General features: G+C 68.5%; 18 protein-coding genes and 1 tRNA gene. 9 read left to right on the forward strand and 10 right to left on the reverse strand.

Going from position 1 to position 22,786, the window contains the following annotated elements:
• Positions 1 to 79: 79 nt before the first annotated feature.
• The gene (locus tag IEZ03_RS34760; RefSeq protein ID WP_229808768.1) at positions 80 to 1,972 is read right to left on the reverse strand and encodes a PP2C family protein-serine/threonine phosphatase; all 1,893 of its coding nucleotides are present in this window, start codon (positions 1,970 to 1,972) and stop codon (positions 80 to 82) included.
• A 184-nt stretch (positions 1,973 to 2,156) separates the two neighbouring features.
• Positions 2,157 to 2,948 (reverse strand): serine hydrolase, encoded by a 792-nt coding sequence (locus IEZ03_RS34765; protein WP_229808769.1) that lies wholly within the window; start codon positions 2,946 to 2,948, stop codon positions 2,157 to 2,159.
• A gap of 180 nt (positions 2,949 to 3,128) precedes the next feature.
• Between IEZ03_RS34765 and IEZ03_RS34770 the strand changes: the two genes are divergently transcribed.
• Positions 3,129 to 3,202 (forward strand) — tRNA-Pro (locus tag IEZ03_RS34770).
• A 361-nt stretch (positions 3,203 to 3,563) separates the two neighbouring features.
• Here IEZ03_RS34770 and IEZ03_RS34775 read toward each other — a convergent pair.
• Genes IEZ03_RS34775 through IEZ03_RS34785 form a run of 3 tightly spaced genes read right to left on the reverse strand, consistent with a single transcriptional unit; the run spans position 3,564 to position 6,000 of the window.
• Positions 3,564 to 4,361 carry an SDR family NAD(P)-dependent oxidoreductase gene (locus tag IEZ03_RS34775; protein WP_184885371.1) on the reverse strand — a complete coding sequence of 266 codons (798 nt, stop codon included), beginning with the start codon at positions 4,359 to 4,361 and terminating at the stop codon, positions 3,564 to 3,566.
• Positions 4,358 to 5,425: a saccharopine dehydrogenase family protein gene (locus IEZ03_RS34780; RefSeq protein ID WP_184885373.1), complete on the reverse strand. Its 1,068-nt coding sequence runs from the start codon at positions 5,423 to 5,425 to the stop codon at positions 4,358 to 4,360. The genes IEZ03_RS34775 and IEZ03_RS34780 overlap by 4 nt, the downstream gene beginning before the upstream one ends.
• Positions 5,422 to 6,000, reverse strand: coding sequence for a hypothetical protein (locus tag IEZ03_RS34785; protein WP_184885374.1), 579 nt, complete (start codon positions 5,998 to 6,000; stop codon positions 5,422 to 5,424). Before IEZ03_RS34785 ends, IEZ03_RS34780 begins: the two co-directional genes overlap by 4 nt.
• A 79-nt stretch (positions 6,001 to 6,079) precedes the next feature.
• Between IEZ03_RS34785 and IEZ03_RS34790 the strand changes: the two genes are divergently transcribed.
• Complete coding sequence (locus IEZ03_RS34790) at positions 6,080 to 6,637, forward strand: TetR/AcrR family transcriptional regulator (protein WP_184885376.1); 558 nt, start codon at positions 6,080 to 6,082, stop codon at positions 6,635 to 6,637.
• Positions 6,638 to 6,830: 193 nt separating this feature from the next.
• On the opposite strand, the gene IEZ03_RS34795 is transcribed toward IEZ03_RS34790, so the two are convergent.
• Both IEZ03_RS34795 and IEZ03_RS34800 read right to left on the reverse strand, forming a co-directional pair.
• Complete coding sequence (locus tag IEZ03_RS34795; protein ID WP_184885378.1) at positions 6,831 to 7,004, reverse strand: DUF397 domain-containing protein; 174 nt, start codon at positions 7,002 to 7,004, stop codon at positions 6,831 to 6,833.
• The gene (locus IEZ03_RS34800) at positions 6,995 to 7,777 is read right to left on the reverse strand and encodes a helix-turn-helix domain-containing protein (protein ID WP_184885380.1); all 783 of its coding nucleotides are present in this window, start codon (positions 7,775 to 7,777) and stop codon (positions 6,995 to 6,997) included. The genes IEZ03_RS34795 and IEZ03_RS34800 overlap by 10 nt, the downstream gene beginning before the upstream one ends.
• Positions 7,778 to 7,927: 150 nt before the next feature.
• Here IEZ03_RS34800 and IEZ03_RS34805 point away from each other — a divergent pair, with 150 nt between their 5' ends.
• The gene (locus tag IEZ03_RS34805; RefSeq protein ID WP_184885382.1) at positions 7,928 to 8,320 is read left to right on the forward strand and encodes an ATP-binding protein; all 393 of its coding nucleotides are present in this window, start codon (positions 7,928 to 7,930) and stop codon (positions 8,318 to 8,320) included.
• A gap of 53 nt (positions 8,321 to 8,373) precedes the next feature.
• Positions 8,374 to 8,568, forward strand: coding sequence for a hypothetical protein (locus IEZ03_RS34810; RefSeq protein WP_184885383.1), 195 nt, complete (start codon positions 8,374 to 8,376; stop codon positions 8,566 to 8,568).
• A gap of 67 nt (positions 8,569 to 8,635) precedes the next feature.
• Here IEZ03_RS34810 and IEZ03_RS34815 read toward each other — a convergent pair whose 3' ends face one another.
• From IEZ03_RS34815 to IEZ03_RS34825, 3 genes are all read right to left on the reverse strand, one after another.
• Positions 8,636 to 10,450: a relaxase/mobilization nuclease domain-containing protein gene (locus IEZ03_RS34815; RefSeq protein WP_184885385.1), complete on the reverse strand. Its 1,815-nt coding sequence runs from the start codon at positions 10,448 to 10,450 to the stop codon at positions 8,636 to 8,638.
• An 18-nt stretch (positions 10,451 to 10,468) separates the two neighbouring features.
• On the reverse strand, positions 10,469 to 10,801 hold the full coding sequence (locus tag IEZ03_RS34820; RefSeq protein ID WP_184885387.1) for a hypothetical protein: 333 nt from the start codon (positions 10,799 to 10,801) through the stop codon (positions 10,469 to 10,471).
• Positions 10,802 to 11,694: 893 nt separating this feature from the next.
• Positions 11,695 to 12,990 (reverse strand): IS701 family transposase, encoded by a 1,296-nt coding sequence (locus IEZ03_RS34825; protein ID WP_425117622.1) that lies wholly within the window; start codon positions 12,988 to 12,990, stop codon positions 11,695 to 11,697.
• Positions 12,991 to 13,383: 393 nt separating this feature from the next.
• Here IEZ03_RS34825 and IEZ03_RS34830 point away from each other — a divergent pair, with 393 nt between their 5' ends.
• The 5 genes from IEZ03_RS34830 (at position 13,384) to IEZ03_RS38355 (ending at position 22,421) form a co-directional block, all read left to right on the forward strand.
• Positions 13,384 to 14,307, forward strand: a complete 924-nt coding sequence (locus tag IEZ03_RS34830) for a hypothetical protein (RefSeq protein ID WP_184885389.1) — start codon at positions 13,384 to 13,386, stop codon at positions 14,305 to 14,307.
• A gap of 492 nt (positions 14,308 to 14,799) precedes the next feature.
• Complete coding sequence (locus tag IEZ03_RS34835; RefSeq protein WP_184885391.1) at positions 14,800 to 15,768, forward strand: alpha/beta hydrolase; 969 nt, start codon at positions 14,800 to 14,802, stop codon at positions 15,766 to 15,768.
• A gap of 20 nt (positions 15,769 to 15,788) precedes the next feature.
• Entirely contained in the window at positions 15,789 to 17,810 is a 2,022-nt protein-coding gene (locus tag IEZ03_RS34840) for a vWA-MoxR associated conflict system protein (protein WP_184885393.1), read from the forward strand.
• Positions 17,810 to 18,751 (forward strand): AAA family ATPase, encoded by a 942-nt coding sequence (locus IEZ03_RS34845; RefSeq protein ID WP_184885395.1) that lies wholly within the window; start codon positions 17,810 to 17,812, stop codon positions 18,749 to 18,751. The genes IEZ03_RS34840 and IEZ03_RS34845 overlap by 1 nt, the downstream gene beginning before the upstream one ends.
• A complete protein-coding gene (locus IEZ03_RS38355) occupies positions 18,744 to 22,421 on the forward strand; it encodes an SAV_2336 N-terminal domain-related protein (RefSeq protein WP_229808770.1) in 3,678 nt (1,225 codons plus the stop codon). Before IEZ03_RS34845 ends, IEZ03_RS38355 begins: the two co-directional genes overlap by 8 nt.
• Positions 22,422 to 22,786 lie beyond the last annotated feature (365 nt).

Consider the following 22,786-nt stretch of genomic DNA (forward strand, 5'->3'; position numbering starts at 1 on the left):
GTGCCGGCCGTCTTCACCCCCGGTTATGCGTGGTGCACATCACACGAGGCGGCCCTCCCGAACCCGAACATGACGCTCCTCACTCCACGCGGACGGCGAAGAGCGTGGTGTCGTCGGCCGCCCTGTCGTGCTCCATGCGGGCCAGGACCTCGTCCAGCACCAGCTCCGGCCGGGTGGAGGAGTCCTGAAGGATGTCGGTGAGGCGGTTGATCCGGTCGTCCAGGTCGGCGTCCCTGCGCTCCACAAGCCCGTCGGTGTACAGGAAGATGACGTCGCCCAGTTCGAGCTGGGTGGTGATCGTCGTGTACTCCCAGTCCGTCACCGCGCCGAGCATCGGGTCGCGGACGACCTCCAGGCGCTCCGCCCGGCCGTCCCGCATCAGGATCGGCGGCGGATGGCCGGCGCACGTCCACTCCATCACCCGGCGGCCCGGGTCGAAGACGGCGACGATGGCGGTCCCCGTCGCCGTCGGGTCCATGGTGCCGACCAGCTCGTTCAGCCAGCCCACCAGCCGTCCCGCGGGCTCGCCCGTGCAGGCCAGGCCCAGCAGCCCGTTGCGGCTGCGCGCCATCGCCGCGGCGGCGGGCAGCCCGTGCCCGGCCGCGTCCCCGATGGCGAACAGCGCGCGCCCGTCCGCCAGCGCGCGGGTCGCGTACCAGTCCCCGCCGATGCGGGCGGTGCTCTCCGCCGCCAGGCTGCGGATCGCCGTCACCAGGCCCGGCAGCCGCTCGGACTCGTCCTCGTCCGGCAGGATCGCGCGGCGCAGCGTGACCGCCACCCGCCGCTCCTGCGCCATCCGCTCCTGCTGCTTCAGCATCTGCCGCCGGGTCTCGGCCAGCGCCCGCTCCACCCCGCGCCGCCGCGTGATGTCCTGCGAGACGATGTTGATCGAGACAGGCAGCCCGGAGTCGCCCAGCACCGGCTCGGCGAACATCCACAGGTGCCGCGGGGCACCGTCCGGGCCGATCACGCGGTGCTCGGCCTCCACCGGCTCCCGGCGCGAGAACATCGTCTGGACGGCCTCCTCCACCAGCGGGAGATCGTCCTCCGCCACGGCCTTCGGCAGGTCGTGCGGCGACGGCGGCACCTCGTCGGGGCCGAGCCCGTAGTTGGCCAGCATCTGCGGCGTCCAGTCCGCCTCACCCGTGGCGAGGTCCCACTCGCCGAACCCCACCAGGGCGAGCCGCTCGACCCGCTCCAGCCGCCGCACGGTCCGGTCCTCGGCATGGTGGTACCGCCAGGTCAGGCAGATGCCGGTCGGGACCGCCACGCACCGCACGCTCGTCCTGGACGAGCGCGACAGACCGCGCTGGGCGGTCGTATAGGGAATGGAGGAACGTTCCAAACTGGTCCCGGTCTCCAGGACCTCGATGTAATCGTCGAACAGCCCGCTCTGCACCGTCCCCGGATCGGTCTGCAGGAGCCGCTGCCCGGCCAATTCCTCCCTGCCGCGGCCGAACATGTCGCGGGCGCCCTCGTTGAGGGCCACATAAAGAAAGTCGGTCACGTTGCCGTCCGGCCCGCGCACGGGCACCAGATGGGCCGACGAATCCAGCGTCGCGTCCAGCACGGCCTGCGCCATCGGGTCCTCCGGCACCCGGCTGAGGATCTCCTCGTCCCCCGCGGTGTCCTCGGCCGTCACCCGGCGCAGGACGTCCTCGACCTCCGACAGCGCGGCCCGGCGCTCGGCGGCGCCGCCCTCCGCGCGGGGCGCGCGACGCCCCGCCAGCACGGCCCCGGCCGACCCGCCCCCGCCGTCCCTGACCAGCAGGGCCGCCGCCTCGGCGAGCCCCATGTCCAGGTCGCGGGCGAGCCAGATCAGATGCTGCAGGGCCTCCCCGGGCGGCACTCCGAGCCGCCTGGCAAGCATGACGCGCGCCTCCGAAAGCACCGCGCGGTCGCGCGCGGCGTCCCGCAGGTCGTCGAGGTCCGCACCGTGCACCCCGGGCTGGGCGCCCTCCGCTTCCGCCAACCGTGTCCCCCGTCCGGCGCTGTTTTGCCTTGGGAGAAAAAAGCTACATACGTCAGCGAAGGACTATTCGCCACGAACCGGGTAAACAGTCCAGATCTTTGCCCGGGTTTTCCCTTCCCGCCCGAACCTCAGCGAATTCGATGACCCTTCCCAGAGCCATCCGTTCCCCTCAGTGTGACCCACGTCACGCCCGATAGACCTGCTCCGTCAGCGCCGTGATCCGCGCCGCCGCCTTCGCGAACGACGACCCCGCCGGATGCAGCGTCAGCACCACCACGATCTTCTGCTCCCCCACGAGGCCCGTGGTATGCAGCACCGGCCGCCCGATCCCGAGATCCGGCCCCCACGCCGCCGGCTCCGCCCCCCGGCATGGCCCCGCCGGCGCGTCCCCGAACCCGGACCACCCCTGCTTCACGGCCCACGGCCTCTTCAGCGCCCGCGGGATCCCGAACGTCTGGTCGAACCCGTCCGTCCCGCACCGCGTCGCCTTCCGCAACTGCCCCAGCACGAACTCCCGGTGCGCCTCCGGCGCCTCGCCCAGGAGGTACCGGTACGTCTGCACCATGTCCCGCGCACTGAGCGCCGTGTACCCCCAGAACCCGGGCTTGTCCGCGGGCGGCGGCGCCGTCTCCCGCAGCCCCACCCTCGGCACCATCCGCTCGAGGATCGCCTTCTGCCCGCCCCGCCGCCAGAACTCGGTCGCCGCCCCGTCATCACTCGACCGCAGCATGATCCCCAGCAGCTCCCGGTCCCGCACAGAAACCCGCCGCTCCCTTAAATGGTCAAGCGCGATGAGGATCTTCACCAGCGACGCCGACCGGAACGTCTGCCGCGGCCCCCGCTCCACCACCACCCGCCCGGCGCCCCGATCGAACACCACATAGGACGCCCGCACCCCCGCGGGAACCCGCACCACCGCCCGCGACGGCACCCGCGAAGCCTCCGGCGACCCCGGCACCTCAGGACTCTCACCCACCGGCCGAGCCCCGCCGCCACCGCCCCCGCACCCGCACAGCACCCCCAGGCAAACGAGCCCCGCCAGCCCCGCCCGCAAAGACATCATCAGGCCTGCCTACCAGAGATCCACGCCCGCACATCTCAGTACGCACGACCCCGCGGACTGCGCTACAGTAATCAAGCCCGCTCCAACGGGCACCGGGACGTGGCGCAGTTTGGCAGCGCACTTGACTGGGGGTCAAGGGGTCGTGGGTTCAAATCCCGCCGTCCCGACACAGAAACACCAGCTCAGAGGCCGTTTCCTCCACTCGGAGGACCGGCCTCTTGATCGTTTGTTAGCCGTTCGTTAGTGAACTCGGCCGCCCCTCGCGGCACTCCCCCGGTTCACACGGGACCAGGAAGACCGGCATCCGCCCGCTCCGGCCCACCGGATGTTCACACGTCCCGCCGCCCGCCTGCCCGCCCCTCGGCGACCCGCGTCAACCGAGCCGCCGCTGACCAGCACAGGCCGCCCCAGCCGATCGACACCGCAAGGTCAACTCGCGGCGGCCAGGCCCCTCCACGGAACCGTTCGCCCGCCGCCGCATCAACGTGACCGGCACCTACTCCTTCAGGGATGAACGGAGGTAAGGGTTCAGCTGTTCTTGAAGGGGTTGAGGGTCTTGCCGGCGAGGTAGGCCAGGCGGTTGGGCAGGGGTTTCATGGCGGCGGCGGAGATCTTGTTGACGAGTCCGGGGACGCACACGGGCTTGCCGTTCTGGACGGCTTTCCAGCCTTCGGCCACGACGGCTTCGGGCTGCTGCCACAGGATGCCGGGGAGGTGGTTGGCTTTGTCGCGGGTGCCCATGACGTCGTGGAACTCGGTGTGGGTGAAGCCGGGACACAGGGCGGTGACGTGGATGCCGTGGGGTTTGAGTTCCATGTCGAGGGCTTGGGAGGTGTTGAGGACGTAGGACTTGATGCCGGTGTAGAGCAGGCTGGTTGCGGGCGGGGCGAACGCGGCGACGGAGGACAGGTTGACGATGCGGCCCCAGCGGCGTTCCTTCATGCCGGGGATGACGCGGTGGGCGAGTTCGGTCTGGGCGGTCACCATCAGCTGGATCTCTCCGGCGAGAGTGTCCCAGGGGGTGTCCGCGAACGCTGTCTTGCCCGACAATCCGGCGTTGTTGATCAGCACGTCAATGTTCAGGCCCTGCTCGTCGGCGTATCGCAGGATCGCTGCGGGGGAGGCGGGGGCGGTGAGGTCGGCGGCGAAGACCTCACATCGGACCTTGTGCTGTTCGGTGAGCTGGGCGGCGAGGTCGTGGAGGCGGTCGGCGCGGCGGGCGACCAGCAGGAGTTGGTAGCCGCGGGCGGCCAGGTGGCGGGCGAACGTCGCGCCGATGCCTGCGGAGGCGCCGCTGATGAGCGCGGAGCGGGGGACGGTGGTCACGTCAGGGATCCTTCGGTCGGGCTGATGGTGAGGGGGCCGCTGCCCGGGAGCCGGGTGATGAGGTCGGCGCCGAACAGGGTCGCGGGCGTGTGCGCGCCGAGGCGGGGGGCGGTGGCGGCGAGGAGGTCGGTGACGGCGGTGAGGGCGCCGTCGATGGTGAGGCGGTAGGGGTTGGCCGTGGTGATGCGGGCGGTGGCCCGCCGGCCGGCCGGGTCGGTGGTCTCGCCCCACACGTGGGCGCTGCTGGTGGCCCGTCGGTTCGCGTCGGGGCCTTTCACCGTCTTGTCGATCAGCTTGTGCGCGGCGTCGCGGACGCGGGGACGGGCCAGCAGCCCGGTGAACCGCCTGCTGATCCGGGTGGCGCGGATCAGCGGGGAGGGCATCGGGAGGTACACCTCGATGTTGGGGATCGCGGTGCTGTGGTGGGCGCTGTGGAGGTCGGCGGCGGGGAAGGCGAGCGCGGGTTTGGTGCCGTTGCCGAAGTCGATGCGGGCGGTGCGTCCGCCCAGCGGGGTCGGGGTGATCTGGCCGTCGATGCGGACGCGGCCTCCGGCGGCCATTCCGTCCAGGATCGTCTTGACGGTCCCCGGTGACAGGGCCAGCGGCAGGTCGAACCCAAGCCGCAGGCGGGTGGCCTCGGGCATGGCCTGGTGGAGGGCGGCGGCGAGGCAGTCGGTGGGGATGACGTCGAAACCGACTCCGGGACAGACCACGACACCAGCAGCGCGGGCCTGGCCGTCGATCTCGCGGGCGTAGGCGAAGACGTCCATCTCACCGGTGATGTCGAGGTAGTGGGTGCGGGTGCGCACGCAAGCGTCGATCATCGGGGGCGCCGTCACCGAGAACGGCCCGGCGCAGTGCAGCACAACGTCGATGCCGGACAGCCACGCGTCTGCGTCGCGCAGGTCGAAGATCCGGTAGTCCAGGCCGAGGTCCTCGGCCAGCAGCTTGACCGCCGCGAGGTTCCGGCCGGCGAGGACCGGTTCCAGGCCCCTCTTGCGCGCCTCCCGGGCGATCAGCTCGCCGGTATAGCCGTTGGCGCCGTACAGCAGCCACTTCGTCACTGGGCGGCCTTCTTCGGGCCGGGCAGTTCACGCGGGCCCGGGGTGAAGCCGCGGCGAGCGGTGCCGATGTCACCGCGGTAGGCGCCGACGGGACCGGTGAGCAGGAAGGGCAGGGGGATGCGGCGCTGCCGTGCGGTGAATCCCCACGTCCCGATGCCCAGATATACACCGGGCGCCGCGCGGCGGACCTCGTCGACCATGTTGATCGTCCCGCACATCGAGGCGTAGGCGCGGTAGACGAGCGTGTAGGCGGGACGGCCGTCATAGCGCGACGGTGCGATGAGCGTGTGCATCGCATAGCGCTGCCGGACGCGGCCGAACTGGCGGAAGGTGTTGTAGCCGCGCCCGGTCTGGCCGTCGACGGGCCGGAACGCCTTGCACAGCCACGGCGCGAGCGGATTCGACACCGTGCCGCGTCCGGTCACCGAAGCGAGCAGGTTGGGCTGGGCCAGCAGCCGGGCGGCGTACTCCCCGTCCATCTCCTTGATGGACGGGGCGGGCAGCGTGGCGAAGAACGCCAGCAGCCCGGTGGTGTCCAGCCCGAGCATCTCGGCAGCCGCGTGGTCGGTCTGCATGGGGGGCCCACCTCACTTCTTGAACGGTCTTCAAGAAACCTAGCGCCTTCTTGAGGGTCGTTCAAGATAGGGTGTGGGGGTGCCCCGGAACCGACGCCCCCAAGACCGCGAGGAGAAACGCGAGGAGATCCTCGCCGCCGCCCAGCGGCTGTTCATCGACAACGGCTACGAGTCGGCGTCCATGGGCCAGATTGCCAAGAACGCCGGCGTCACCGTCAACACGATCTACTGGTACTTCCGCGACAAGGACGACCTGCTCATCGCCGTCCTGGACCGCCTGCTGGCCGAAGCCCTCGCCCAGTACGCGACCATCGCCGACCGGCCGCTCAACGACCGGCTCCTGTGGGCCGTCGACCAGCTCGAACGGCTGCACGGCCTCGTCAACACCGTCCACACCCGCGCCCCGGCCTCACCCGCCGTCCACGCCTGGCACACCGGCTTCCACGAACTCGCCGACACCCTGATCGCCGACGACCTCCGCAAAGCCGGCGCCGCCGAAGCCGACCTCCCCGCCATGACCGCGATCGGCACCTTCGTCATCGAAGGCCTCCTCACCCACCGGCGCGGCGACGCCGGCAAACGAGCCGTGATCGACATCCTCGTCCACAAGCTCACCACCGTGCCGACCCGAACCTGACCGGAAGCCATCTCGCCGCACCACGCAGGCCCACATCGCAACGGCGAGCGGCGGCAAAGCCTCCGCCCCGGACGGAGTGTTGAGAATCGTTCGATTCTTCGACATGCCGCGTGCAGTCGTCAGGCCCCAGGACAAACAGAAAGAAGCCCCGGTCCCTCTCGGGGCGGGGCTTCCTAGGTGCCATGTCCGGGCGTTAGCGCTTCAGAATCGCCAGGAGGCGCGCGAACTCGTCGCGGCGCAGGGTGAGCTTGGCGCCGGCCGGGTCTTTGCTATCGCGGATACCCACGGCCTCGCCGAGGTCGGCCAGTTCGACGCAGTTGTCTCCGGCCTCGCTGCTACGCGACGACTTGCGCCAGGTCACGTCCATCGCTCTTCCACAACCTTCCGCATCAGGTCGACCGACGCCTTGGGTGAAAGCGCCGCCGCTTGGAGCCTACTGAAAGCCTCGCTGACGAGCGCGAGGTCTTTCGGCTCTGCGCTCGTCTCGCCCCCGATGTTGTGCTCCAGGTACACGATCTCGCTGCGATCGGGTTGAGTCGCGATCACGAACGGTGCTCGGGCGTCGCGGTAGTAGCCGATCGGGGCGATCTGGATCGTGATGTTGTCACGCTCCGACATCTCGATCAGATGCTCCAACTGTTCGCGCATGATCTCCCGGGAGCCGACTTCACGGAGGAGGACGGACTCGTCCAGCACAACGAACACGGTCGGAGCGTTCGGTTTGGTGAGGATCTTCTGTCGCTGCATCCGCTCGCGGACGGCTTCGTCGTCGCACAGGAGCACACGTGCGTACGCCTCAGTCTGCAGAAGCCCATAGACCAACCTGATCTCGAACGCACGCAGCGCATCAGCGGACGCCTCGGCCCGGGGGAAGTCTGCAAAGAACCTCGGGTAGCTGCTGGAACGCAGGAGTTCGTCCCATGCATCGACCAGGGCGGTGCCCGAGTCCAGCGCCTTGTCCAGTCGTTCGGCGAAGTCTTTGCGGCACTTGGTGCGCCCGGACTCGACCTGCGAGATGTAGCTCCGGGTGACTGCCGCCCGTGCTGCGAGTTCCGTCCGATTGAGCCCTGCTTCTTCTCGGAGGCGCGTGACCTCTGCGCCGAAGGAGACGGTCTTCGATGTCGGTTTGCGTGCGGCCACTGCTTCGCCTCCACCGTGAGCGAGGGGAACCCACCTACCAGCGATCGTCAGCGCCACGTGTGTGCTGGGGCGCTTCGGTGGTAACGCTACGCGGCGGAGTTCAGTCTGTGCGGTGAGTTACCAACCGTTCTGGCAGCGAAGGTCGTGCCGATGTCCGCAACACCGCGAGCTCCTGAAGTCCCGACGCTCGTCCTCGAGTCCACCGATCAGGCACCACGCCTCGCGCGCCGGTTCCTCGCCGAACAGTTCGCCGGCTGGGGCATCACCGACGACTACACAGGCCGCCTCGTGGTCTGCGAGCTGACCACGAACGCCTACAGGCACGGCGAAGGCCCGATCGTCGTCCGGATCTTCCTCGACCCGGACGATGGGCGACCGGTGATCGAGGTATCGGATACCGGCACGGGCCATCCCACCGTCCAGCCCCAGAACGACGCCGCCACCTCCGGCCGTGGTCTGCAGCTCATGGCGGAGCTCGTGCACGAGTGGGGAGTCAAACGCCTCGCCGGTGGCCGCAAGGTCGTCTGGGCCAAGCTGCCCTGACCATGCGAGATGGAAGGCAAAGAGCGCTGGGACCACGCTCCGGTGAGGAGACGATGCGAGTCACGTTGCTGCTACTGCAGTACCTCTTCCCGGAATGGTCGATCACGCTGGATCGAGAAGGGATGTGGAGGGCGACGGGGCGCGTCCTGATCTCTGCGTCCGACCTGGACGGATTTCTGGACCTGCTCCACACCGCCGACCCGGAAGCCTGCGAGCGCGCAATCCTCCAGCTCCGAGAGGCCGGATGAGCGACCGGCGAGAAGCAGCCCCTCCTTGAGGTGAGGCTGGCGAGCGTCGCGATGGAGAGCCGTTCGATCACGGCCGTCGTCGACTGGGGCGGACTGGGCCCGTGGGCGCCGACGGCGTTGTTCTGCTCTGTGCATTCTGCGGCAGCGGAGCCCACGCATTCGGGAAGGCGGCCATGGCCAGGCGCGCTTGTGCGTTCGGGCCGGCCGGCGGGGGTGCGGGGGCATGGCCTGCTGGTCGTGCTTGTCGCGTGTGCGCGGCGGCCCTTCGAGCGGCGTCGGCCTGGGCGTGACGCCCCTGAAGGTGGCGCAGCTGAGAGATGGTGTCGAGCAGGGTGATGAAGTTGGCGATGAGCAGCATCATCGACACCACCGTTCGGTCCTTCGCTGTGCCGGTGAGCGCGAGCAGGCGGGCTGTGGTGCGCAGCGCGTTGCCCGCCGGAGTCGGAATGGGAATGCGGCCGTGGGGGGCGCGGGCCGCGCGGTCGTAGGCATCGGCGGCGCGGTGGAGGTGACGGTTGCCGGTGGCTCGGGCTGCGACGTGGAGGGCATCAGAGGCCGCCCAGCAGGCGTCCTGTGCGGCATGCGGGTTGGTGACAAGGTGCCGCCGGATCTCGGCGGTGGCGAAGGCGGCGGCGCGGGATGCGTCGTCGTAGAACGCCTGGCGCTCCTCCGGCGTCAGCTCATCGTGGTCGGTGGTCGGCTCGCGGTGCGCGGCAGGCGTGGCCCAGCGCTGGCGGAGACGGGATAGTGACAGGTCATCGGCGAGACGGCTGCCGGGATACCACGTGGGCTCTTCGCCATCGTGTTCAGGGGCGAAAGCGATGGCGTAGCCGGTGATCTGCCCGTGAACGATCTGGCTGTAGCGCAGCTTGACCAGAAGTTCCTCGCCCCGGAGCCGGTCGAGGAACTCGTTGGTCGTCGCCGACTCGTCTGCCGCGCGGCGGACGGCTGCCCGCAGCACGGCTCGTCTTGTCCGCTCGGACAGATGTCGTCCGTCCAGCGGGCGGAACGGGGACGACGCGCGGACGGACCCGTCCGCGCCCGTCCACCGGCGGCGAAGCTTGGGCAGTGTGAGGTCGGCAGCGAGCTTCCCGCCGCCGTACCAAACGGGACGTCCATCGCCGTTCAGATCGTCGGGGAGGGCGACGGCGTAGCCGGTCATCTCGCCGGCCGTCCGCTCGCTGAAACGCCGGCGGATCAGGACACCCTCGTCACGCAGCCGCCGGAAGAACTCCGCTTCGCTGCTGGCTCCGGCCGCCGCCGTCTGGACTGTGCGTCGCAGAAGCGTGCGGGACGGTAGCGGCCGGCCGTGTCGGGCGGCTTTCTCGATCTCGCCCCGGCTCGGCCGCCGCGCCGCCGTCCGGTCCGCCGGCGCCGTCCGCCGCAACCCGTACCGCTGCTCGACCGTGCGGCAAGCGTCCCGGACGCGGTAACCGTCGTTCCACACATCGGGCCGACCACCGTCCTGGCGCGCCAAGGTCGCCACGATGTGGACATGGTCGGCGGCATGCCGGACCGCCACCCACCGGACCGTGCCGAAGTCCCCGTCCCGAGCGAGCCCGACCCGGTCCATCACCTCATGAGCGATCCGGGCCCACTGCTGATCGGACATGAACGGGTCCTCGGGCGCCGCCCGCAACGGAAGATGCCACACCGGCTGCCGATAGTTCCGCTCCCCCAGCAGCGCCAACGGCTGGGTGAGCAGCGCGTCCAAACGCCGAAAATCCCGGCTCCCATCCGCCCGCACACCCGGTTCCAGCTCCGGCGCGCTCCGGAAGCCCGCCACTACATGCGGATCGCGATGCTCCTCGTGCCGGCCAGGACCGTACAGGTAGCGCAGCAGCCCCTGGACACGCTCTCCGCGACGGATCTTCCCGATCAACCACGGCCCCCGGCCCGGTCAAGGGAGCCGATGCCGCAACTCCTGAGCGAGCTCATCGAGTCGGTCAATGCTGCGCGCCGCCGCCTGGGCGTACCAGCGAAGCTGCTCGACCAGCTCACCGGAGTTCAACGCCGCAACAGCCTGATTGAGATTCACGCCCACCCGCTGCACCTGCCCGACGGCGAACAACACCGCCGCCAACGCCTCCCGCAGCACGGCATACTCCGCAACCACTCGTCCCTGCGCCGCCGCCAAACTCGCCTGCGCGGCGAACGCCCCCAACGCCAGCTCCTCGTTCGCCGCCGCAGCCGCCAAGGCCGCATACTCCTGCTCCGACAGCGCGATCCTCACCGACCGACTCCGCTGCTGCGACCGAACCGAACGCCGCCTCCGCGGCGCCCCGGAACCCGACACCGACTCGCCGATCTCGACCGTATGCCCCACCCCCCGGGGATCGCGCCCGATCCCCTGCCCTGGCTGGGCCGCGCCCGGTCCAGCCCCACAAATGAACGTTGTCTATTACTTGCTCCGCCACGGCGTGACCCGACGAGACCGTGGCGGAGCCGCGGCGCCCGCCGCTTAACCGCCACCTCCCCGACACCACAGCCTCCAGTGGCGAGAGCTGCTCACCTTTGAGCGACTGCACCCGCCGAGCGCCTCACAACTAGGACAACAAAAAATTATTAGATCAATGAACAGTGCCTAAAGTTACTCACCTCTTCATGATGGATGAGCGACAGGGGCAACCGCCATCTTGGCGCCCGGCGTGCCGCGACTTCACCGTCCCCGCGGCCTATCCGGACAACTGAGTTACAGACGACGCCCACGGTCAGGCAGGTGGGCGACCCTGGCCCGGCGCAGCGACCCGGGCTCCCGAGTCCTAACGACCACAGCGAGGAGATTCTCAAGGCCGTCACCGGGCAATTCACCATTGAGAGCCACCAGGTGGTCGCTCCGCAAGTGGACGCCTCCGCGCGCGCGGGCCGGTCTCCGCACCAGAACGGCCGCCCGCGGCCCTGGGGAGGGCTGCCGGTGACCGGCCGGGCCAGGACGTGGAGCCGAACGAGCGCCGACCGGTCAGGGTTCAGTGGCGGCGTGTGTCGAGCGCGGTCAGCGTCGGCACCAGCCTCGCGAGGGAGGCGATCAGCCCGCGCTTCTCCCCGCGGGTGAGGCTGCATGGGGTACGCGGATGCCGTGCAGTCGATGTCCTTGGAGCTTAATACTCCAGCGGTAAGTCGTGATCTTCAGTGTCTTTGGGTCTGTTGTCGCTGGTGGTGGCATGTGCGGGCGTGGGCTTGGTGGCGTCGGCGCCAGCGTGACCAGTGGCGGGAGAGTTCGGCGGCCGGTGGTGGGCTGGCGGTTGGCCGGGCCATCAGGTGTTGGACTTCGGCGAGGGTGAGTGGGATCAGTTCGGGTTCGTCCTGCGGGCGGGTGTGCTCGGACACGGTGACCGAGGTGAGGAAGGCGTGGGCGAGCATGGCCAGGGTGGTCCAGCGGTACCAGGAGGTCCAGGTGCGGACTTGGTGCTGGTCCAGGCCGCACAGGCTCTTGCCGGCCTGGAACGATTCCTCGATCGTCCAGCGGCGGCCGGCGACTTTGACCAGGGTGTGGAGCGGGGCGGGGGCGGGGGCGTAGCAGCGGTAGAACGCCAGCTCACCGGTGCGGCGGTTGCGGCGGACCAGCAGCCAGCGGCAGCCGGGCCGGGCGTGGTCGATGCCGATCAGGGCCCAGTGGTAGAGGCGTTCGCCTTTGGCGCCGGTCCCGGCCGAGAGGGTCTGCCAGGCGTGTTTGGGCAGTGCGGCGGCGGCCTGGTCGGCGCGGCGGGTGCCGATGCCCAGGGTGACGCGGTGGCTGGCCGCGACCGCCAGCACATACCCCACACCGCGTTGTTCCAGTTCGCGGCGCAGGTCCGGGCTCTGGCCGTAGACCTCGTCGCCGGTGGCCCAGCCCGCGTCCACCCCGGCGTCCAGCGCACGGGCGAGCATGCGGCGGGCCAGCTCGGGCTTGGTGGCGAAGTGGCGGTCGGCGGGCACCCCGGCCGCTTGGCGCCGCACGGTGTCGTCGGCCCAGACCCGGGGCAGGTAGAGCTCCCGGTCGATGAAGGCGTGCCCGGCATCGGTGGCGTAGCCGAGGAACACCGCGACCTGGCTGTTCTCGATCCGGCCGGCGGTGCCGGTGTACTGGCGCTGCACCCCGGCGCTGCAGGTGCCCTTCTTCAGATCGCCGGTCTCGTCCACCACCAGCACCGCCCCCGCCGAGCCGAGCTGCTCGGTGACATAGCTGCGCAGGTCATCACGTATCTGGTCGGCGTCCCACACCGCCCGGCTCAGCAGGTACTGCATCCCGTACGGGTCGCGGTCCCCGGCGTGCTCGGCGATCGTCCAGCGGTTCTTACGGGGCAGTTCGGCCAGCAGTCCCTCCAGCAGGGCCCGGAACCGCCGCCGTGTCTCCACCCGCTTGAACCGGCAGGCCACCCGGCCCGTCAGGTCCTCCAGCATCGTCTGCCACCGGCCAGGGTCTACGCTGGGCCCAGCGGCCATCACGTGATCTTCGGTTGTCCTCACAAACATCCATGATCACGCGGTGGCCGTCTGCATGCTCCAGCACCCCCACCACCAAGATCACGACTTACCGCTGGAGTATTAAGGGCCGTCCTGTGGTTGGGAGATCGAGCCTCCACTCAGTGCCAGATGGAAAGATCTTGGTGGTGACATCACCGACCCGGAACTCACTGAGATCGCGACCGCGATCGCGGAAGTGCGGAGATCAAATCGCGCCAGGGTGACTCGAGGATGACTCAAGAGGATGGCCACAATCTAGTCAATTCGGACGATTTATATGGCTCTGCCACCTTCCGCACCAAAGCAGGTCTCGGAGTCCTGCAAACTGATCGGCAACCGAGCCCCCCGGCCCTGATCGAACGGGGAGAACAAATGACCGACAAACTTCGCGAACTGCACGATGCGTTTGTCGAGTGGGTGTACGACCACTCGGACGAGGCGCCGGCGGGCGCGGTCGACTTCCCGGATTTCAGCGAGACGCACGGCCTTGACCTACACGCATCATTCGAACTGCTGAGGCAGTGCACAGAACGCGGTTTCGTGGACCGACGTCACAGCACCCTCGGAACTCCCATAGCCAATCTCACTAACTACGGCCAAGAGTGGGTTGATGCCCGCAGGCGCCGCCGCGTAGACAAGGTGCAGCGCATGGTCGCCGCGCGGAACGGTCTCCTGCGCTGGCTATGGGAGAAGAAACAGGACGGCGTGGGTTACCCGGTCGTTGATGGCTTCCTCAAGACCTCCGAGGCTCGTTTCGAGGGCGAACTTCTCACCGAGAGTGAGATCGACCGGGCGGCAGCGTCACTGGTCGACCGCGGCCTCATCCACGGTGCGAAGTCACACGGGCGCCGCGGCCCGGTCAGGGCGGAGACGACCGACGAAGGGGACCGCTGTGTCGAGCAGTACTCGGGGGACGTGATGGCGTACGAGCAGACGAAACACAAGGGTGGCCCGACATTCAACTTCACCGGCGACAACAAGGGCAATGTCTCAGCCGGGGACTGCAACACGCTGAACTCGACCGTCTTCGAGGCCGACACTGCCGCCAAAGTGCTGGGTGTGGTCGAGCAGTACCGACAGGCCAAGCCGACGATCAGCCTCCCCGCCGAGGCTGAGGCCGAAGTCGTCCAGGCCATGGAGAAACTGGAGCGCGAGGTCACCAGCGACTCCCCAGACGTGGGCCGGATTCGCCGCGGCCTCCAGCTCGTGGCTACGCACCTGAACACCGCGGCTGCCGGAGCGCTCGGCAATCTCATCGCCGCCGGCGCTCTGGACTTGGCCGCGTCCTTAGGGTGATGTGGTGCAGGGGGAGTTGCGCGGGGCATGGTGATGGTGGCCTCTGCTGCTGCCACAGGAGGACGTGGCAGCCGGGCATCCTGTGGGGGGAGCACGACCTGGTCGAGACGGGTCAGAGGCACCGTCCAAGGCCCCTGAAGATCATCTCTACTTCCGAGATATTTTTCAGTTATCCGGCAAGCGTGTCGGCCGCCCGGTCGGTCAGCCCAGCCAAGGGACTGCCGGTTCACCAGGTCGAAGAGGACCGTGCCGTGGATGTGCGATGCCGCAAGGCGACATCACCCAACCCTCTGTCAACGGCAGGCCAATCGTACTCAGCCGCGATCGACACACCCCCTGCACCGCGCCCGCCAGGCAATACGTCTGTCACCTGTATGGACGCACTTTCCGGCAAGCGCAAGTCTGGGGGGATGTGTGTCATAAAGTAGGCATTCACTGTCAGGCCGTTCTTTACCCCGCTCCCGCTGGAAAGACGTCTCACGTGGAGGTTCGGTGGCACCACGGCTGGTATTCGTCCATGGCATCGGAGGGCCCCGCCGGGTCGAGGAAGATAGGAAGCGCTGGATCGATGCCCTGGCTGCTGGCGCCCGGCGGGCCGGGCATGGAGAGGCCGCGCAAGGGTTGATCGACGGCAGCCTGGCCGAGGTTGTCTTCGCTTACTACGGTGACTTGCTCCAGCGACCGCAGGCCCAAGGTGCCGGGGGCATCGAACTTGATGAGGACGAAGCGGTCCTGCTCGACCGGCTGTTCATCGAGATTGTGCGGGCCCACGTGCAGACCCACGACAGGGATCCCAACGGGCCCATCGACGCCACGGTGGAACGGGCTCTGGCGCAGCTCTGTCCGCAAGGCGGGGCCCAGGGGGCTGGCGAGATCGTGCGTCGGGCCATCAACGCGGGCACGACGCTGCTGGGCTCCGGTCCGTGGGGACGTGCCGGGCAGTGGGCGGGCGGCAAGCTGTTAGTCCGTGATTTCGCCCAGGTGGCCCGATACCTCGCGCGGCGCGAGCAGGATGGCGACGGCAGACCTCTCGATGCCCGGATCCGTGGAGTCGTGGCTGATGCGCTCGGCTCTAGCCCGACTGTGGTTGTTGCACATTCGCTGGGAAGTGTCGTGACCTTCGAAACGCTGTGCGGCCACGAGACGTCGGTGCCGCTTCTGGTCACCCTTGGCTCTCCCTTGGCAATGCGCGCGGTTGTGTGGCCGAAGATCCGGCCAGCGCCACCCACGACTCCCGGCTGTGTGAACCGATGGCTCAACTACTGGGACCGCGACGACATCATCGTGCCGCGGCCTGTCCTAGAGGAGGACGTCCACGCAAACACGGCGGGCGTCGTGCCCATCAGCAGCCGGGTCGACTCCGACGGGGTGTGGGTGCATACCGCAACCAAGTATCTGGCCAAGGCTGACGTGGCCGGGCCGGTCATGGAGGCCCTCCAGGGCCTCGCAGCGGTGCCATGACAGGCATAGACCGTCGGCACGTGCTCGTGGTCGCCACGCAGTGCCGCTCGATGAGCACGCTCACCGCTCTGGAGCCTGCCGCCCGCGAGTTGGCCAACGCCTTGCGCGATCCCGGCGTTGGTGGCTGTGACCCGGGTCTGCCCGGCGGAGAGTCCGTCCTTTACGGGGAACTGGCCGCCCCGGAAATCGAAGCGGCTGTGCGGACCTCAATCTCCCGCGCCGCCGAGAACGGCGCCACGCTCGTGCTGGCCCTGCTTGGGCACGGGTTCACCCCTGGCGACGACCCAACGCTCTACCTCATGGCACGGGACTCGAAGAACGGCGACAGGAGCAGCGCCGTTGACGTCGGACGGCTCGTGGGAGAGGCCGTCGACCACGTGGGCGTGAAGGGCGTCTTCGTCATCGTCGACGCCTGTGACGCTGCGGGAGCCATTCCCCCGGCCAGCACCTTGACCATCGGCTCGTCCAGCGGGAAGACGCGACTGGCGCTTCTCATGGCCGCGGCGGTAAACCAGCCCGCCTACGACATGGCAATGTCCCGGGAGCTTGTACGGCTCTTGGATGCCGGCCTGGCCAGGGCCGCCCCCCATCTCTGCCTGCCCGAAATCACCCTCGAGTTGCGCGAGCACATCGCGCAGCAGAGCATCACCCATTTCTCCTACGACGGCAGCGATTCCTATGTCCCACTCTGGCTCTCGCGCAACCGGCACGTCCAAGCCAATATGTCACCCCTCGGGTCGTACGGGACTGCAGAGCTAGACACAGCCTTGGCGCCCTTGAACTTGGGCGGGCTGGTTGGGCCAGGCTGGACTCTCGTCGATCTATACCGGCTCCACGAGGAGATCGCGCAGGCACAACCGGGCCCCGCCCGGACGCGCGCCGCCAGTCTCGTCGAGCGCCTGATTTTGGCACATCGAACCGCTTCGTTCCTGCGGTCCTTCATGCCTGCCGCGTTGACCGGGACGCGGCTGCGTCAGGCCGTGGCGGCCTTGAATATGGCCGTCTCCGACGATCAGGCAGTCGGTGATGTACACACCGAGATCGACGCGGCCGAGTATGTCGCGCGTAACGCTCCCACTAGCAGGGGGGCTTGCGTGAAAGCACTGACCCGGTTCGTGGTGGAGCTGGCCGACGACGCAGGTTGGGACCTCAACGAGCCCGAACTGCGGGATTGGGCGACGGGCATCAATGCGCTAGTCGCGCTCAATGACGCAGTGCACGAGCGGTGTGAACGCCGGGCGGAGCGCCGACTCCGCCTGATCGTAAGCCTTCACTACGCCCTAGCCGACGACTGGCCGGAGCAGATCGGCGCCTGGCTGCTCCACGACCAAGCCGTCTATGAACACGAGAACTTCGACTGCCCCGGCAGCGACCGCCCCGGGACCGAGACCGCACTCGCCAACGCGGTGGACTGGGCCGAGGACCACGCCGACGCGCTCGGCCTCCCCCTCCGCCGCATCGAGGTCGCGATGCCGACCGGACTGCTGCTGCAGTGGCGCCCCGAGGAGTGCGCCTACGAGCGGCGACTCGGCGTCGACTACGACGTCCTACCCCGCTGGAGCCGTTGGCTGGAGAGGCTGCCAGACACCCGCCGCGCCATCCGGAGCGCGCGCCGACGGTTGACCGAGATCGCCTCAATCACCGAGGGCGGCCGCCTCGACTGGATCCCGGCGCGGCAGGCCGCCGAGCAGCACCGGCTCGACGAGGACTTCCGCAACGGCGTGTACCGGAGAGGCGTGGGATTGTTGGCCTCCCCTGAGCGCAACGAGAAGCTGTTCGAACTGCTGCTACGGTTCGCACCAATCGTGGTGTGGCCGGACAGCGCCAACATCGGCCCCGAGCACCAGAAGCGCGTCGAGGACTCCTGGAACGAACTACCCCTGGGTTTCCTGCACGCCTACCGCGCCCGGTGGCGCGACCAATCCTGCGACGAGGCCTGCGATCCGGTTGCCGACCTGCGCGCGGTCTGGGACGACGAGGAATGGCTCGCGTTCTGCGACGCCCTGCTGCCCCCGCCCGGCCACAAGACGAGGAGTACCTGATGTCCTGGGGTTCCTACTATCGAGGCGACGGCACCGCCCGAGAGGTCGAGCTCGCGCCTCCCCCGCCCTGGCGCAGCTTCCCGCACCGCCCGCTCGGCCAGAAGTTCCGCCCGCCCGAGGGCCTGCCAGACGCGGTCAACGCGGCACTGAGTCTGCGCCGCCCCCTACTGGTCACTGGGGCTCCCGGCTCCGGCAAGTCCACGGTCATTGAGTCAGTCGCGCACGAGCTAGCCCTCGGCCCTGTCCTGCGATGGCACATCACTTCCCGCAGCACACTGGAAGACGCGCTGTACCGCTATGACGTGCTCGGCCGTATCCACGAGCAGCAGCTGAGGACCGCCGCTGGCCACGGCGAAACGGTCGACGACATCGCCCCATTCCTGCGCCTCGGACCGCTGGGGACAGCCTTGGTACCAGCCACACTGCCGCGCGCACTGCTCATCGACGAGATCGACAAGAGCGACTTGGACCTCCCCAGCGATCTGCTCGACGTGCTGGAGCGAGGCGAGTACACGATCCTCGAACTCGAACGCCACAAGGCCGAGCAGGTGGCGGTACGCATGTGGGACAGTGACCAGACGTACACGGTCGAGCGCGGCAAAGTACAGTGCACCGAATTTCCCTTCATCGTGATGACCAGCAATGCCGAGCGCGACTTCCCGCCGGCGTTCCTGCGGCGCTGCATCCGCTTCCAGATGCCGGAACCTGACGAGGAGACGCTGCGCGAGGTCGTTCAAGCCCACCTGGACATGGAGGTACCCGACGAGGGACCGGTGGCGACCCTCGTGCGAGGGTTCGTCACCCGCCTACGCGCTGGCGACAACCTCGCGATCGACCAGTTGCTCAGCGCGGTCTTCGTACTCTCCGGCGACGATGCCCCCCAGGGCACCCGGCACGACGACCTAGTCGCCCTCCTGCTGCGGGAACTCTCCCGTGGATGACGCCGACCTGGCCCACTGCGTCCGGTCGATACTGACGCTGGACCGGACCCTGGACGGCGCGTCGATCGCCGACGCCCTGTGGCTGGCCGCCACCGCACCGGCACCCGACGAAAGTACCGATCGCTCTCCGCCCGCCCGGGAACCGAACTCCTCACCTCCGCAACTTGCGAAGACCGAAACATCCACCGGCCCGGCTCCTGACCCTGGTTCTGCGCACGACACCCCTCCTGCCGGGGACGACGCAGTGCCGACACCTCCGAAACCGGCAGAAACGACCCCGAACCTAGGATCAAGGGCGGGACGGAAAGTCAACGTCCGGACAGCGGGCGCACTTTCCTCCCCGCTGGCCCTCGCACGGTCCCTGCGCCCGTTCAAACGGCCCAGGTCGGACGGCCGTCGGTCACACCTGGACATCGACGCCACCATCACGGCTTATGCCCGGACCTGGACACTCATCCCCCAGTTCCGTCCCGCCCCAGAACGCTGGTTCGAATTGGGGCTGGTCGTGGACAGTTCGCCCTCGATGGCGGTGTGGGATGAGGCAGTAGCCGAGTTCACGTCCCTGTTGCACCAGCTCGGGGCCTTCCGTCGGATCCGCACGTGGCGGATATCGGCGGAAAGCCCATGCCCGGTCCTGCGCGACGAAAGCGGTCGGCCTGCTGCGGCCGACCAGCTACGCGCCCCGGACGGACGCCGTCTCCTCATCGTGTTGACCGACGGAGCCGGCCACGGGTGGTCCGGCACCGAAATCTGGACCACGATCCGGACCTGGGCGAGCTCGACACCGACCGCGCTGATTAGCCCGCTGGCCACGCGCATGTGGCGGCGCACTGGGCTGGACCTGCCCGCAGCGCGGGCGCGCGGGGACGCTCCTGGCACACCCAACACCAGGCTCCGGTTCACGGCACCGCACCTGTTTGACACACCCCACGGTGTGGAGTGGATGCCGCTCCCGGCGGCCACGCTCACCCCCCATTCGCTCGGCCGCTGGGCGGCGACGCTGATGCGCGGCGCCCCTCAAGGATGTGACGCACTCCTGATCCCGCCGACAGGACGGATCCCCAAAGAGGTCGAGGAGGACGACGCTCCCCCTCCGGGAGACCGCTTGGTAGAGATGTTCCGGCGCGTCGCCTCCCCCCGAGCCGTCCGGCTCGCCGTCCTTAGCTCCCCGTTCGTCGAGATCACCCTGCCGCTGTTGTACCTCATCCGGCAGGAATTGATATCTGCGGCATCCAATGACGACATCGCCGAGGTCGTCGTGGGTGAGCTGTGCGAACCCCCGTCCGGTCCCGTGCTGCGGTTCCGCGACGGCGTCCGTGAAGCACTACAGGGGCTGCTCGGGGCATCGGACGCCTGGCGCACCTACGACGTCCTGCGGCAGCGGGTCGTCGCCGGAACGGGATCGGCAGCGACGTTCGCGGCGGCGGTTGAGGACGCCGACGGCGACCTCGCGCTGCCCACCGGCCTACGCCCGCTGACGAACGCCGCCCGCGATGCCCTACAGTTCCTCGGCGCGCTGCCGGAGGGCACACCGATTATCCGCACGCGGGAAGCCACTGATCCAGGGGAGTCTCCGGTCATTACACGGCCGAGCCGCTTGGCTCAGCTCGCGATCGCTAACTCGTTCATGCCGCAGTACGCCAAGATGGAACCCAAGGTGCGCAGGAGCGTCGAGGCAGCTCTCGCCAAGTTCGCTGAGCCCACTGTGGGTGGGCTACACCTAGAGAAGATCAACGGTGCCCAGGACCCACGGATCCGCACCATCAGGATCGACTCGCACCGGCGCGGAGTCGTACTGGCGCCCGAGCGGGGCGACGTGTACTGCCTGCTGACAGTGCTAGCGCACGATGAGGCGATCGCCTATGCCAAGAGCAAGAGGTTTAGCGTCAACCAGGCGATCGGCGTGCTGGAGTCCTGGGATCAGGAGCGCCTGAAGAGGCTCTCCCCCACGCTGGAGAAGGTCGCCGAGGGCAGCGTGGACCGGCTGTTCAGGCACATTTTCGACAAGGACCTACACAAGCTCGGCATCGACCGGGAGCTGATCCCGCTAGTGCGGTTACTGACTGACGAAAACCAACTAATGGCGCTGGAGCGGCTGGTGCCCGAATCGCAGTACATCGCGCTGCTGGCACTGGCACAGGGCATGACCGTCGATCAGGCGTGGCAGGAGGTCGCGTCGCTGCTTGCCGAGCAGGCACCGGCCGCCGTCGACCCCGACGATCTGGAGGCAGCGATGCGACGTACGCCGGGGCACGTGGTGTTCGTGGACGGGCCCGAGAACCTGCGTGAGATCCTGGCGCGGCCGTTCGATACCTGGCGGATCTTTCTGCACCCCGTCCAGCGAAAGGCGGTACTGCGGGAATCCTACAGCGGGCCCGCGCAGGTGACTGGCGGGGCCGGGACGGGCAAGACGGTGGCTGCTCTGCACCGAGCTCGGTACCTAGCCAGGCGGGACGGCGCGCGGGTGCTGCTGACCACATTCACCAGGAACCTCGCGCAGTCCCTACAACGGCGGCTGGATCTACTGGTAGATGACGCGCAGGTGCGTCAGCGCATCACAGTTGACAACGTCGACCGGCTCGCCTACAGCATCGTCGCACGCCACCGCCGACCGGGCATCGCGGGGCCGGACGTGCTGGCTCCACTGTGGGAGCAGGCCGCCGAGGGCCTTCCGTACTCGACCACGTTCCTGCAGCACGAGTGGGAACACGTGATACTCGCCCAGGACCTTCGGAGCCTAGACGACTACCTCACCTGCCCGCGGACCGGCCGCGGCGTTCCGCTGGGAAAGGCCCAACGGCGAGCGGTGTGGCAGGCCGTCTCCGGGGTGGTCGATGAGCTGCGCATCGCGGGTCTCTCCACCTTCCAGCAACTCGCCAACCAGGCCACCGAACTGGTCCATGCACCCGAATACGACCACATCATCATCGACGAGGCGCAGGACATCCACCCCACCCAGTGGCGGCTCCTTCGCCGGCTGGTGGCCAGCGGGCCCGACGATCTTTTCGTGGTGGCCGACCCGCATCAACGTATCTACGAAAGCCATGTCTCGCTGGCCAGCCTCGGCATCAACGTACGGGGCCGTAGCACCAAGCTGAAGCTCAACTACCGCACCACGCAAGAGATCCTCTCCTGGGCGGTTCCGCTGCTCGGGCTTGAGCCCGCACAGGGCCTCGACGACTCGCCCGACACCCTAGATGGGTACCGCTCCCCCATACACGGCAGCCTTCCCGTAGTGCGCGGCTACGCTGACAAGGACGCCGAACTGGAGGCGCTGGCCGCGCAGGTTCGCGCCTGGATCGCCGAAGGGATCGAACCTGCCGCCATCGGCGTGGCGACCCGCCACCAGTACATGGTCCGCAGGGTTACCGGACGGTTGAAGGCCGAGGGCATCACGGCCTACCAGGTACCCAGCATGTCGGTCGGCGTCCAGGTCGCGTCGATGCATCGGATGAAGGGGCTGGAGTTCAGGTGCGTGGCGGTGGTGGGCGCCGAGGAGGGGGCGATTCCCTCGTCATTGGCCATCACACCTGAGGCCGAAGACGGTCAGGCACACGCACAGGACACCCAGAAGGAACGCCGCCTGCTGTTCGTCACCTGCACCCGCGCCCGCGACCACCTATACGTCTCCTACACCGGTAAGCCAAGCCCATTCCTGACGGTTCGGTGAACGTCAGCCCGAGCCAGCTGCCAGCCGCAAAAGCTAGCTGGACGTGTGGGAACCTTCCGGTTCGGGCACGGACTGACGGCGTTCGACCTGAAAGCCAGCGACTACGCCGAACGCTTGGCGGAGCGTTCGGTGCGCCGTAGCGGGACGTCCGGTCAGGTTCCTGCGCCGAATGTGTTCACCCAAGCGGCAATGGTGGGTTTCATGCTCGGGCCCCAATGGTGGAAATTGATGGTGCCGTTGATGTCCAGGAGGGGAACCTCCGGAAGCCCGAAGGCGTGGCATGCCTCGTTAGTGCGTGTTTGAGAAGGATCTTGTTATTGGTATGCGAGGGGGCGTGGGCCTTGGCGGACGGCGGGCTGGCCACC

The organism is Actinomadura livida (assembly GCF_014648675.1).
Taxonomy (GTDB): Bacteria; Actinomycetota; Actinomycetes; order Streptosporangiales; family Streptosporangiaceae; genus Spirillospora; species Spirillospora livida.